Source organism: Providencia sneebia DSM 19967 (assembly GCF_000314895.2).
Taxonomy (GTDB): domain Bacteria; phylum Pseudomonadota; class Gammaproteobacteria; order Enterobacterales; family Enterobacteriaceae; genus Providencia; species Providencia sneebia.
Map to the genome: position 1 here is coordinate 881,240 of NZ_CM001773.1, position 14,980 is coordinate 896,219.

The window sequence follows — 14,980 nt, forward strand, 5'->3', positions numbered from 1 at the left end:
ACGACAGGTCGCAAAAATTGGATGTTCTCAACTTCGGTAGGCGGAGCAAAGGCGAGTGCAAACTTGTATAGCCTCGTGATGACTTGCCGCGCTAATGACATGAACCCTTATTATTACTTCCAACACCTGTTTACCGAGTTACCAAAACGAAGTCCGAAAGATGATGTGTCGGATCTCATGCCATGGAACGTAGAAATCAGTGAGGTTGAGTAAAGCTTTACTGGTTCATTAAGCGCTTACTTTTGTTCAGCCGGATCGTTACCTTCAGCTAATAACTTTCTGGCTTCATCACGTTTAACTCGCGCATCAGCAAGAGAAATATCAGGGTATACACCAATCGATAATTTTTTCTCTTTACCTGCGAAGCGATATTTCATTCGCCAGTAACGAGCGCCATTAGGTTTAACGAGAAGGTAAAGTCCCCGCTCATCAGAGAGCTTATACTCTTTGTCTTTAGGTTTGGCAGTCTGTATCTGCCGGGCGCTGAGTGCCATAATGGGGGCCCCTAAATTACATTGAACACGATGAGCCCCCAAAAAAGCCCCAACAGACACTTGATTTAGGTTGAGTCGTGTTGAGTTCAGTGGAGCTCGATGAGTGATAATACAAGGTAATTCAATGAATATAAAGGAGTTTGCTTGAATTGAGGATACCACTGTAGAAGTGAAAGTGGTGCCCGGACTCGGAATCGAACCAAGGACACGGGGATTTTCAATCCCCTGCTCTACCGACTGAGCTATCCGGGCAACGGGGCGCATTAAACCGCATTAGGTAGTTTGCGTCAACGAATTTTTGATAAAAAAACGTAATTTCCTACCAAGTGTTTTCTTTTTCAACAAAGTTTGCTGATTTAACGCGCTTTTGTATGATTTTAGCTCAAAGCACCTTTTTTCCGGCATAACGCAATTTCTAAAATATCTTCTGAAAGGTGTTGCGCTATTTCAACATCATGGATATCTCTCTGGATAAGAAGGCGATTTAAACAGCCTTCTAATACTAATTCCATTTGATTGGCAACGAGTTCGGCATCTTCAATATCAAGCTCATCAAGAAGTGCTTTTGTATAGAGAAAAGAGTTATCTTTTTGCAGTCGGCTCAACTGATGAATTGGGTGTTGTACATCGGGGTAATGATTACAGGCGGAAACAAATAAGCAGCCGGGGAATCGGCCTTCACTGACTTTATGATAAAGTTGCTGGTAGCGTGCGGCTATTTTTTGCTGTGGGCTTAGTGATTCATCAAGGTTAGTTTGGCGCTGCCAAATTTCAATTTGTTGGCCGTGATAGCGCAAGCAATCGTAAATTAACGCTTCATCATCAGGCCAAAATTGGCGAATAACACTGATATCAGGATTGAGTTCATGTAATAGACGTTCGGTTGATACGGATAAACCCAATTTTTCTAGTTGATTTAAGGCATGGCTTAAAATTTCTTCGCGCTGTATTGGCATTATTGACTCCGGTACAACATGGTTTCTAGTTGTTTATCATAACAACGTTTATCACGGATTTATACCTGACTTGTTTAGCGCCCGCAATAGAGATAAGCGCTAAATAATTTTTAGTGTTATTTTAAAACGACATATAATTGTGAGTAATATAAAAGATGAGCATATTATTAATATCAGTTATTGTTAAATGAATGATATTTCCTGAATTTATAAAATAAACACTTTATAAATGAGATTGTAATTTTATTTTTCAAAATAGTTTATTATGATAATTATGTGTTAGCATCGGTATTAAATCTATTGTATTTGGATTAATTAAACTGAAATATTCTTTATAAATTATACGGTTTTTTTTGCTTTTTAATTGCCATTAACTCACATGATAGTTCGTTTTATATTTTGTACTACTTACTCTCACTGGATAGATTACATTGTTTTAAATATTTGTAATTGTTGATATGTAAACAATGTAATTAAAGTCATATTTGATTAATAATAAAATAAAAATCAAGCAATTGTTGAGTCTTTGTTCTTTATGTAAATAAAGGAATTGTATTTATTGTATCCATTAATGAATAAACCTTAATATAGTTAAGGATAAGGGTGTTTATGGGAAATTTAACGACTCAGGGTATGAATTCAGCGACTAAAGATAAACCTTCTGAAATACCAAAGAATATGCATTTTATTTGGTTAGGTAATTTAGGCACAATTCAACAGAACTATATCAATGCATGGCAACAAACGAATCCAGACTATCAAATTAAAGTTTGGTATGACCCACAGGCATTATTAGCTTATGAATTGAATAAACAAATAAAGCGTGTGGCACGTGAAGGGAACTTGTTGAATAATGGCAGTAACTTTGATCGAATAGTTGAGCTACAAAATGATGCTTATCAAAAGATAACAAATGGTATAGAAAAACAGCATAAAACATTTGACCAAGCTGCTATCGAATTTATGTCTAATGAATTAGGGTGTTCAAAACAAAATCTTGAACAAATTAGATTGAAGAATCAATCATCTTATATTGATTTTGAACAGCAACATTCAAATTTAGTTCAGTTATCTGATATTAATCTGTTAAATAATAATGTCGGAGAAAAAAAGTATTATTATCAAGAGTTAGCTTTAAGGCAAAATTTGGCCGCAGCCTCAGATATTGTGCGTATTAATGCACTTTATCAACAAGGCGGTATTTATGTTGATATCGATTTCTTGCCAGAATTTAAAGATAACCTGTTCAGTGATGAGCTTAATAGTGAGATAAAAAGATTGTCTCCAACCCCAAATAAAGATGGGATAGAATCTGTCAAAACTCAATTAGTCTTGGACCAATTAAAGCAGGATTTTCCAACTCGTCATTCATTATTACAAAGTAAGGTATATATAGATAATGTAGCTAAATATAGGAATAAAAGCGCTGAGCATGCATTATTGATTGACCGCATGATAATGGAAATTCAACAGCGCGGACAATCGATGAGTGATTTTTTCCAACCATTATCGGTGAAGCCTTTATCTCCTAAACACCTTAGTTTTGTGTCTCTAAGTGGATTTTCTAATGCAGTGATTTTATCTGCTGCAAAAAACCCTACGCTGAAAATGATTTTAGAACAATTTATTAAAAATTATCATTATCTGGAAGATTCAGGGCTTATTCATACTCAAAAGATTGAAGATGTATTTGATGGAAGTCCCCAATATTTTAAAGAATTGGTAAAACATAATGAACCTGCTGCTGTAGAAGGTAGTAAAGGCTTTCAGTATCGTTTTGATGGGATAATGGAGGATAGTCGAGCGACTTTACATATCACCGGTCCTAATGCTGTTTATTATGCACTAAAAAAGATTTCTGCCAATTTAATACAAAATGATGACAGCAATATCCCTATATTTGATGAAGAATTTACACAATTTAACCACTATACAGAGGAAGAAACAAAGAGTAGTTGGCTTGCCGATTCAAATCAGAAGAAAGCTAATTTATTGCCTACATTAAGTAAGGCAGGTAAGCCGATCATAAAGCGGCTTATCCAAAATCCAATGTTTACCAAGCTGAACCATATTTGGGAAGAAATGCACAATATGGCTGGTTCACAGCAAATAGAGCAAATTTTCAAATTGCGTGCACAGATTCATCACACGATTAGTGAGCTTGAGACTACACATCATGCTGATGCAATTAATTCATTGGAAGATTTAAAATTATTGAATCAAGAAATTGATGAGGTACTTTTTAATCAGAAAGTAGATAAAAATACGGAGATTATTCAATTAGCTCAGCAGCATCCAGAGCAAGCGGCTCGTTTATATCAAGCTGCATTTAATGAAGGGCAATTTCAAGAAAATGATGCTGACCTCCTAAATAACAGCACACTTAAAAATAGCTTACAATCAGCAATACAACACCCTGAATGGTTTAATGCGAAAGATAAACATATTTTACGCGATCTTTTTCTAGATCATTTTACTACAGAGCAGCTGTTAGAATTGCCGGAAAGTATGTTATCCGGAATTAATGCACAACAAGCAGAACGTTTTTTACGGCAATGGCTTCCTAGCACTTTGGATGATCATCAATTTTTATCTTACCTGAAGTCATATTCCGAAACTTATAATCTATTATCCACCGCGAGTGCTAATTCTCCTTTATTATCTCGGTACCCTCATTTTTCTGTTGAACAAAGAATTCAAGTTCCCCCAGAAACATTGTTATCTTTGAATTCTGATCATGTTACGTATTTTTTTAATGAGCTAAGTGATGAGCACTTAATTAAATATATAAAGCAAAATCGTACTTCTTATGCGAAATTAATTCAGCATTTAAAGACAAACCCATTATTAGAGAGAGTCGATAATTTATCACTTAGTGCTCGGCAGCAAGTTCCTCCTGAAGGTTTGTTATTAATGACCTCACAGCAAATTGAAGCCTTTTTTTCAATTTTTAGTGAAGGTGATGTGCTGAGTTATACCAAGCAGAATATAGCGTCATATGCGAATTGGGTTAAACAGCGAGGAGATAATCCTCTACTTTCCCGCCTATTAAATTTACCTATTACACAATTAATTGATGTTCCTTCCGAGGTGATGGAAAAGATCACATTTAAACAAGCGACTGAACTCTTTTCGAAATTAGATTCACACTCGCTAACATCAGGCTATTTTGAACAACACCATTCTGGGCTAGCAACCTTAAATAGACAAACATTCAGTATATTATTAATGTCGGCGACAGATAATCAATCAAGAGAGCGATTATTAACAGGGATGAAAAGATCATTAGTTGCTACGCAACGGGATGATAATCGTTTGAGTGCTTTTGTATTCAATAATTTATTGGGAAATGCCATTCAACATAAAGATATCCAATTTGTTGAACTTCTTATTAAATATGCTCAAATAGATTTACAGCCTGATGTGATTTTTTCGCGCATTGAACAGCCAGAAAAAACAGCAATCATAGATCCTTCACTAACTATTCATGACAACCCTTTATTGTTAGCCATTAAAACAAAGCAGCCTGAAATAGTAAAATTATTACTTAATTCTCAGTCATTATCGGGTCGGGAAGGATTTGAGTGGTTAAGTACCGCCATTCATAATCGTGATCATGACATATTAAAATTGTTGCTACAGGCGAATGTTGATCCAAATAGTCAGAGAAAAAAAGTTGGAGAATACAGTTTAATACAAACAGCATTAACGGAAGCGGTTGATAGTGCTGATATTTCGCTAGTTAATGCACTTCTTGAATATGGCGCGCGTGATAATGGTGAAGCCTTAAAATCTGCAATTAATAGTAATAATATTGAATTGGTAGAGCGTTTATCTTCAGTCGAACTATATCCGCATTTAACGAATAAAGAAAAAATAAAGCTATATAAACAAGCTCTGCAAGATGCCCAATTCAAGCAGACATTATTTAAGCAACGTTATGAAAAATCGACAGATATTTCAGCAAGATTCTTGTTTAGAGAAGCATTTAATAACGCAAAAGCAATTGAAACTTTAATTAGTCAACATGAGCAGTCCTTAAGAAAACAAACTCACCCGATACGTTATAAATTACAGTCAGCTTTGGCATTTCAACAAACACCTTCTATTGATGGGGGGCTTAAGGAAGCGGCTGCTTATAATGAGAAAAAGATTGTTGATTGGGATGAACCAACAATTCATTCACCAAGAAAAAAGATAGCAGTTCGCTCCGATAACCAGTTGATTATTCAGCTTGAAGATGACGCTACTGTAAAAGAGGCTGTTGCTAGGCTGGTTGGTAAGCATCCTGAAAATACAGTGTTAGTCCAGTTAAATGCTCAGGGTGAGGTGAAGTATGGACATTTCAATGCTAAAGGAGCTTGGGTTGAGGGAATATCGAGTGAGTTTAATCTACATGATATCCAGCGCTGGCAAATTGTAGGCCATGGCCGCGCAGATAAAAACGCCGAGCTGCATACATTAGGAGGCCGTACTGTTGCTGATTTGACAAAACAGCTTTCTGAGTTAAATCAGCGTCTTGGTATGAATTCTTCGCCGAAGCACATTGATCTCGTGGGATGTTCTTTGGCTGGCATAGAGTTTAAGGAGAGTTATTTACATCAATTAGCTTTATCACTACCTCAGCACAACATTTCACCTTCTTCAGTTTCCGCTTATAGCGCAAATGTGATGGTGAATAAAAAACATCAGAAGCGATTAACAGAAATTGGCGAAAAAGTCATTTTGAGCCAAGAAAATGGTAACTGGGTTATGACAAGTAAAATACCCGGAAAGAATATTCAAATTGCCTCTGAATCACCATTATTGATGTCATTAAATAATGGGCTGGATTTTGAACAGGGAATGAAACAGTTATACCAGCAAAATAAATTATCTGATGCAGAGTGGTTGCCTGTATTCCAATCATTGAAAGAGATGGATACTCAATCTAAGCAATACAATTTACTGTTTATTCATAAAGATAACCCTAATTTATCAAAATCTGTTATCACCAATGACTCACGAATTTCTAATTTTATTCATGAGTATGACAGCCATCTCAGTTCATTGAAAACCCATCTAAATCTTACAGAACATCAGCAAACTGCACACTTAGGCCACCCTGCTGAAGCTGACAGTGTTCATGGCTTAAATACTGCATTTATTATTCAAACATTATTTAATCAACATACTCATGATCAAATTGCTGATGGTGCGTTACCTGAACATTTACGAAATGCGCTGCAAGTACACACTTATGCGAATTGGGCGCAAATGGGTTGGGATAGCGTTGAAGATACCATCAAATATGTGGGCTTGTGGAAAACATTAGCGGCGAAAAATCAACCTACTGGTGGCGTATTTAAAATAGCATCTCGTGTTAGCCCGTATGTGGGAATAGGTTTGAATATACTAAGTACGGGTTTAGATGGTTATGAATTAGCTAATGCCCAGAATGAAGCACAGCGTGCTGTTTTTGGGACACAATTAGCATTTGATTTAGTGAATTTAGCGAATGCTGGGTTTAGTGTTGGTGCGAGTGCTTTTGGTGCGCCAGCGGTTGCCAGTTTTGCAGGCGCACTCGGGGTACCAATTGCTGGGCTTGGTATCGGCATAACGGCTTTAGTACAGGGCACTCAAGTGCATATTGAAAAGACTAAAGCGGTAGGTCGTTATTTTGGTGAATTAGATGAAGGTTACCAAAAAGGTGGGTATCACATTGTAGAGGTACAAGGTGTTGATGGTACAGCACACCGCATGTGGAAAAATCGATCAGGAATAGCCATTCAAACCTTAGATTTACGCCATCAGAAAGTCGCTTTTGCGGATACTTGGATCTATAAAACATACCTATATGGGCTTGGTTCTGGTTATTCAAACCACACAACTTGGGTTCCACCTATTTCAGTGAATCGAGTTGGTAAGCATAAAGAGGCGGCACCTAAACAGAAAGTCATTAATATTCGTGAAGGAATTGACCATCACGATTCAACGGTCTCTTTAGCTATTTCTAATGATATTCCCCTAATTTTACCTGATACACCTCAGTATTATATGGATTATAGTTATGAAACTTTTCCATTTGTGACGGCTCGTAATGATTGGGGATTTGATGTTTTAAGGCGTTTAGAGAGTAATTATCGCGATAATAGTGATAATTTCTCCTTCGATTTTTATAATTTCCCATCGGAACGTGCGATTAGTGAGTTGAAGTTTGAATATGTCGCAACACCGATAAAAGTGTTATTAGGTGATACTTCTCGCTCAATTATCATGCCGACCTTAGCCAAAGAGACGAAAGGGAAAATTGCCTATACTTTAGTGGGTGGAAATAGCACTTATCATGTGAGTTTACAGGATGGAGCCTCGTTAACGTTAACGCAAGGAAGCCAAGATACAAATTGGATTGTGGATACACGCTCCCTTGTTGATAGTAATAAACAACTGCAATTTGATTCACACGGTCAATTAAAAGTGGGTCGCTTCCCAATCACATTCTCAGATGATTTTCGAGGTAAACTGAATCTCATTAATGATGATGGTATTTTTTCAATTGATGTTCAAAAACAAGTGATTACATTAGAAAAACCCAGTGTAAATGCGGCTAAATTTAATGATTACCAATCTTTGCATGAACATTTAAAGCAAATTAGCCATTCTGATACACATAATGAGCCATTTATTCCGGTACAAAGATATCAAACATCGGAAGGTTTATTGGTTGGCCTTGCATTTTATGAAACAGCCCGTGACCGCTTTATTTTCACTAACACATCTGATGAAGCTGAATTTCTCAGTGGCAGTCGGCTTGCAAAAGTTGAAAATGATCAGGCATGGTTATATCGCGATGACAGGGCTTGGTTAGTTGATGTTCCAACAGGTCGTGTTGTGCGAGAATATTTACCACTTTCTCCATCAATTCACCAACCTGCAATTAAAGCGATTGCAGGGCGTGTAGTCTCTTCTGTCACACCAAGTAACAGCCAACTCATTGCAGGTGATGATGGCGTTATGTATTTTAGTGTGCAATATCAATATGATTCAGGGCCAGTAGGTTATATTTGGAAACTGACTCGTGATAAACAGCAACTGATCTCTATCACAGGAGAAGAATCAGACCTACAGCAAATATTATCAATGGTGCATGATGATAATAGTTCGACTTCATTTCCATTATTGGATGCTGAGCAAACTGTTTTAGCAGGCCGATCTCAAGAAATCCATCTGTTTGGTCGTCATAAAGATGGTACTCGCTACCATTCTTGGTATACAAAATCATCTCAAAATTTAGGATATGAAATATCTTTACGGATGAATATGGCAAATGCGCCCGAGGATAAGGTCATATTCGCACCCACTATCCGACTGTTTTCTAAACAGGAACAAGCTCCGGCTTGGTATCTAACTGCACAAAAAACCATCATCCATGCGCAAGGGCTGAATGAACATCACGACTTACGTTATCTCGGGCAAACAGATGATAAAAAAACGCACTATATACATGACCAAACTTCAGGCCAGCTCTGGCAAGCCAATTTGTCGGGTGCTATGCAAGATATTGGTCAATATCGCTTAGTTGTTGTTAATGAAAATAAGCCATTTAAAGGGGAATTAATCTTACAACATGCATCATCAAATCAGGGGCAGGAACTTAAATTACCTCTGCTAGCAGATATAGATCGTTTAACAGTGAGTGGGCGAACTGATAATACATCATATCGATTAGATGACGCTTTGTTCAGTCATTACCAGCAGATCATTATTGATGAACAAGGTCAGCGACCAACCGTCCAACTTCCTCATGGTGATAATCTTTTAGTGCGCATGAATGGCCAAGATTTGGTGGGGTATGTGCCTAAATCAGGATCACAATTTGTGATTGCTCATGCAAAGCAAGCTGCGGAACACGATATGGTGTTCAACCTTATGAATTCACCTGCATTATCGGCAAAATCATTACTGAATGGCTTAGTGGATATGCAGGATGTCAGTACAGCACAAGATGATTGGTTTACCTTATCTTTTAATAATGGGCATTATCAATTACAAGGTGCAGACCAACAACAAACTCCGTTAAATTATCGGGTTATTATTGGTGCTGATAGTGATGACTATTACCAATTTGCTCGAGGTGATGGCCACGTCATTATTAAAGATGCTGGTGGGCAAGATACACTGGCTCTTTCTGGTAGCCTTTATAGTGAAATAGCATTCAGTAAAGAGGGGAATAACCTCGTGATTAGATACCAAAACAGTGAAGATTGTGTAACTGTTCAGGATGCTTTTTTACCTACGCCGAACTCACGAATTGAAAAAATTATTACCTCCGATGCGGCTGTACTTGATACTGGTTTACTTTATCAAATGATGAATGAACTGTTGGAAGGTGAAACATTGGTATCACTGCCTAATGGTGCGCTGGCGGTACAAGATAATCAAGGACAAGTGAGCCAACTTGCTGTTAATAACAATTTGATATGGCAAGGCGAGGCTGTAGGAAAAACGGAAAATAAACCTGTTAATTATCAACTTATAAAATCGAGCGGTCAGCTAATCTTACTTGCTAATCAGGCCAAACCATTGGTTATTTTTGATAGACAACTCGCGGATCAAAATTCCATGGGGGGAGGAAAATTGATTCAAGGCAGCCGCAAATATAGCAATATTATTTCAGTTTCTAATGGTTATGGCCTGCTTGGCAAAACGATTATAAATGGTGGTGATAGTGATGATATTTTGCATATTGCAGGAGGCGATGCGAAGCTGCTTGGCGGGAAGGGAGACGATTTATATCGCGTTAGTGGCTCTGCTCACAATAGTGTTATTAGTGATGGTGGCGGTGAACAAGATACATTATCCCTTGAATATGCGGATATTAGCGCGGATTCTGTTAAGTTGCATCGGCAGGGTGAAAACTTACAAATTGCTGTAGCAGATACAGGATTGGTCACAATTAAAGATCAATTTAAGGAAGGTAAACAAGCTGCTATTGAACAATTAACCCTGACCAATGAACAACAAAATTGGCATTATTCTCTTATTGATATGATGTCTTCTCTGCAAAGTGGCGGTGTTTTTGCGCTTTCTGAAAATGGCGTTATAACTCAATCAGATGATAGTATTTTTTCAGGGGGAGCTAAATCTATTTTCCAGAATGTAGATCCAAAGTAGCTATATTGATTATCTGAATTTTCAAAATAGACTCATGGTCGTGCTTAGATTTATCTGAGTGCGGCCTTTTTTATCTGTGGTATGGTAAAAAAATTAATAAGTAGTGAGCTCTATTGACTAGCAGGATCTATGATGAAAATTATCATTGCACCAGATTCATTTAAAGAAAGTATGAGTGCAGATATGGCGGCTCAAGCAATTAAAGCGGGGTTTCAAGCTGTTTTCCCAGAAGCACATTACCTCTGTTTACCTATTGCAGATGGCGGTGAAGGAACAGTTGATGCATTGCTATCCGCTATGGGCGGGGAATACGTCGAGTTAGAAGTAAGTGGGCCATTGGGTGAATCCGTAATGGCGAGTTATGGCCTGCTGAATCAAGGCCAAATTGCTGTTATCGAAATGGCTTCTGCAAGTGGTTTAATGCTAGTTGCCCCCGAAAAACGCAATCCTATGCTAACGAGTAGCTACGGGACAGGGCAATTAATCAAAGATGCGTTAATTAAAGGTGTTTCACAAATTATTTTAGGCATTGGTGGAAGTGCAACGGTTGATGGTGGCGTAGGCATGCTTCAAGCACTTGGTGCAATTATTTATGATGACAAGCAACAAGAGCTGGGTTTAGGGGGGGCTATGTTGAATCAAATCGCCTCTATAGATGTGACCAACTTAGACTCTCGCTTAAAAAATTGCACTATTGATGTTGCTTGTGATGTTGATAATCCATTGGTTGGTGAACATGGCGCAGCCGCTATATTTGGTCCACAAAAAGGTGCGACACCAGAAATGGTGGCATTGCTTGATCAAGGACTAAGCCAATGGGCAGATGTTATAGCGCAATTAACAGGGAAAGATTATCGTGATCTTTCCGGTTCAGGCGCCGCAGGTGGAATAGCAATTGCGGCGGCAGTATTTCTGAATGCTAAGTTAAGCTCAGGCATTGATATTGTTATGCAAGCCGTTAATTTTGAACAAGAAGTTGCTAGTGCAGATTTAGTAATTACAGGTGAAGGTAGCATGGATGGACAAACAGCTGGTGGTAAGGCGCCTCTTGGTATTGCTAAGGCAGCGGCAAAGCACCAAGTTCCCGTTATTGCACTGAGTGGTGTCTTAGGAAAAGGTGTTGAGGTATTACATCAAGAAGGGATTGATGCTTTTTTTAGTATTTTACCGCGGTTAGCTCCACTTGAAAAAGTGCTTACTGAAGGTGCCATGAATTTACAACAAGCCGCTTATAATGTGGCTAAAGTCTTACAGTTGGGCCAACAGATGGCGAAAATTACCTCTTAATAAATTATTAAAATATGTATGCTTATTAAATAAAAACCCGTGATTTATAGTCACGGGTTTTTTGCAATATGCCTTGTATTCACGGATAACTACAAGATCATACCACCGAACAAGAAGCCGAATGTCACCGCTAAGATAACGGCAACTGTACCCGGAATAAAGAATGGGTGGTTGAAGACAAAGCGGCCAATACGAGTTGTACCTGTGTCATCCATTTGAACCGCAGCAACTAATGTTGGATAGGTAGGAAGAATGAATAGACCAGATACAGCAGAGAATGAAGCAATTGCAGTTAATGGGCTAACATGTAGTGCTAACGCCATTGGCATCAGTGCTTTTGCTGTTGCAGCTTGTGAATAGAGCAGTGCAGAACAGAAGAAGAAGATGACAGCGAGCATCCATGAATGTTCATGAATTAAATCACCTGCAGTTGCTTTGATCCATTCAATGTTGTGTTGAACGAAAGTATCACCTAACCATGCAACACCAAGAATACAGATACACGCACTCATACCAGCTTTAAAGGTACTTGAGTTTAAGATGGCATCTGTATTTACGCGGCAGAAAACGGTAATTAATGTCGCGATACTCAACATAATAATTAGGATTGCATTAGTTGTGTTCATCAACGGCGTTTCAACTAGGCCTAAACTTGGGCTGTTGATGATAGCGTAGACAACAACGCCGATAACGCCTAATAAAAAGAGAAGAACTGAAGATTTTGCACCGGGTTTAATTTCTCTAACTTGGCTACCACGTAATTCAACTAAGCCTTCAGCTAAACGTTTTTGATAAACAGGATCGTCAGACAGTTTAGAGTTAAATGTCCAAGAGATGATGAATGACATCAAAATGATAGCAAGGAATGTTGATGGTAATAGAATTGCTAGCAGTGTGATGTAGCTTACTGTATTACCCGCGCCTACCATTGCAGGGTTTTCCATGACAGAAGCCATATAGACTACTGCTGCTGAAATAGGTGATGCAGTGATACCAATCTGTGCCGCTACAACTGCGGTTGATAATGGGCGACATGGCTTAACGCCTTGTTCTTTAGCCACTTCGGCAATAACAGGTAAGGTTGCTAAAGAGATGTTCCCAGTTCCTGCAAATAAAGTCAGAAAATAAGTGACGATAGGGGCAAGAATGGTGATGTATTTAGGGTTACGACGCAGTAATTTCTCTGTTTGTCCAACTAAGTAATCAAGACCACCTGCAATTTGCATTGCGGAAATCGCCGCGATTACAGCCATAATAATTGAGATAACATCAAATGGGATTGTACCGGGTTTAACGCCAATTGCAGCCAGTACCAATACACCTAGGCCACCGGCAAAACCGATACCTATCCCACCTAAACGTGCCCCCAGAAATATGGCCAGCAGAACAATTATAAATTCTACGGCTAGCATAATATTTACTCCTCGATAAATTAAAATTATGAAACTGTTATGTTAATTTTTTGTGTGTGCATAGAACTAAAAAGGCACGCTATCCAAGGGGAGTGCGTGCCTTAATTTTTAAGTATTATTTATGTTTAACATAAATTATTAGTCATCAAATCTTTTCGCTTTATAAGCTGGGTGTTTTAGGTTCTCAACTGAGAAGATATCATCCAACTGCTCTTCTGTTAGCAATCCGCGTTCTAGAACAACTTCACGAACACTCTTGCCTGTTTCAGCACAGATTTTACCCACGATATCACCATTATGGTGACCAATGAATGGGTTCAAGTAAGTGACGATACCGATAGAATTAAAGACAAATGCTTCACAAATGTCTTTATTAACAGTGATACCGTTGACACATTTTTCAACCAAGTTACGGCAAGCATTGCTCATCAGAGAAATAGACTCAAACATTGCTTGGCCAATAGCTGGTTCCATTACGTTTAACTGTAGCTGACCCGCTTCAGCTGCCATTGTAACACAAGTATCATTACCAATAACTTTGAAACATGCTTGGTTAACAACTTCTGGGATAACAGGGTTAACTTTTGCTGGCATGATAGAAGAACCTGCTTGTAATTCTGGCAGATTAATTTCTTTCAGACCTGCACGAGGACCAGAAGAGAGCAGACGTAAGTCGTTACAAATTTTAGATAATTTAACCGCTAAACGTTTTAGGCCTGCGTGAACAGTGATATAAGCACCACAGTCAGAAGTCGCTTCGATCAGGTCTTCAGCTGGTACGCAAGGTAAGCCAGTTACTTCAGCTAATTTCTCAACTGCAAGTTTTTGGTAGCCAGGTGCAGTATTTAGACCAGTACCGATAGCTGTTGCACCTAAGTTAACTTCAAGCAGTAAATCAATGCTGCGTTTTAGGTTTTTCTCTTCTTCTCTTAAAAGCGTTGCGAATGCGTGGAATTCTTGACCAACAGTCATAGGAACCGCATCTTGCAACTGGGTACGACCCATTTTTAGAATGTCTTTGTATTCTTCAGCTTTTTTATCAAATCCGACTCTTAAATATTCAACAGATTCGATCAATTTAATGATGGAGTTATAAACTGCGATACGGAAACCTGTAGGGTATGCATCGTTAGTTGATTGACTTTTATTTAAATGGTCATTTGGGTTTAGGAACTCATATTCCCCTTTTTTATGTCCCATTAATTCAAGGCCAATATTTGCTAGAACTTCATTGGTATTCATGTTCAGTGATGTACCTGCACCACCTTGGAATACGTCAACAGGAAACTGATCCATACATTTCCCTGTATTAAGAACAACATCACATGCTTTAATGATGGTGTCCGCGACATTACGAGGAATTGTATGAAGCTCTTTGTTCGCCATTGCTGCCGCTTTTTTCACCATTACCATGCCGCGAATAAATTCAGGAACATCGTTAATGGTGCGGTCACTGATATAAAAGTTTTCAATCGCACGCAGAGTATGAACACCATAGTAGGCATCAGATGGAACTTCTTTCTGACCTAATAGGTCTTCTTCGATACGAGTATTATTTGACATGAGAACCTTCTTAATTAGATTGCAGTTACTGTCTATTTATGTACTTTTAGAGAATGTATATACCGTAAAACAAAAAATATTAGGTGTTAATCACCTGTTAATTCATTATAAGCAA

Annotated in this window: 7 protein-coding genes and 1 tRNA gene; 3 read left to right on the forward strand and 5 right to left on the reverse strand. The window is 38.2% G+C overall.

Going from position 1 to position 14,980, the window contains the following annotated elements:
- On the forward strand, positions 1-213 hold a 213-nt coding region (locus OO7_RS16385; protein WP_008914579.1), incomplete at its 5' end, for an IS66 family transposase.
- A gap of 23 nt (positions 214-236) precedes the next feature.
- Here OO7_RS16385 and OO7_RS16390 read toward each other — a convergent pair.
- From OO7_RS16390 to dicD, 3 genes are all read right to left on the reverse strand, one after another.
- The gene (locus OO7_RS16390; protein WP_008914580.1) at positions 237-494 is read right to left on the reverse strand and encodes an Arm DNA-binding domain-containing protein; all 258 of its coding nucleotides are present in this window, start codon (positions 492-494) and stop codon (positions 237-239) included.
- Positions 495-670: 176 nt separating this feature from the next.
- A tRNA-Phe gene (locus OO7_RS03465) sits at positions 671-746 on the reverse strand.
- A 125-nt stretch (positions 747-871) separates the two neighbouring features.
- The gene (dicD, locus tag OO7_RS03470; RefSeq protein WP_419177239.1) at positions 872-1,444 is read right to left on the reverse strand and encodes a division control transcriptional repressor DicD; all 573 of its coding nucleotides are present in this window, start codon (positions 1,442-1,444) and stop codon (positions 872-874) included.
- Between the two features lie 615 nt (positions 1,445-2,059).
- Between dicD and OO7_RS16165 the strand changes: the two genes are divergently transcribed.
- Complete coding sequence (locus OO7_RS16165) at positions 2,060-10,603, forward strand: TcdA/TcdB pore-forming domain-containing protein (RefSeq protein WP_008914582.1); 8,544 nt, start codon at positions 2,060-2,062, stop codon at positions 10,601-10,603.
- A 132-nt stretch (positions 10,604-10,735) separates the two neighbouring features.
- Positions 10,736-11,890: a glycerate kinase gene (locus tag OO7_RS03480; protein ID WP_008914583.1), complete on the forward strand. Its 1,155-nt coding sequence runs from the start codon at positions 10,736-10,738 to the stop codon at positions 11,888-11,890.
- A gap of 89 nt (positions 11,891-11,979) precedes the next feature.
- On the opposite strand, the gene OO7_RS03485 is transcribed toward OO7_RS03480, so the two are convergent.
- Both OO7_RS03485 and aspA read right to left on the reverse strand, forming a co-directional pair.
- The gene (locus OO7_RS03485; protein WP_008914584.1) at positions 11,980-13,302 is read right to left on the reverse strand and encodes an anaerobic C4-dicarboxylate transporter; all 1,323 of its coding nucleotides are present in this window, start codon (positions 13,300-13,302) and stop codon (positions 11,980-11,982) included.
- 138 nt (positions 13,303-13,440) lie between these two features.
- The gene (aspA, locus tag OO7_RS03490; RefSeq protein WP_008914585.1) at positions 13,441-14,865 is read right to left on the reverse strand and encodes an aspartate ammonia-lyase; all 1,425 of its coding nucleotides are present in this window, start codon (positions 14,863-14,865) and stop codon (positions 13,441-13,443) included.
- Between the last annotated feature and the right edge of the window lie 115 nt (positions 14,866-14,980).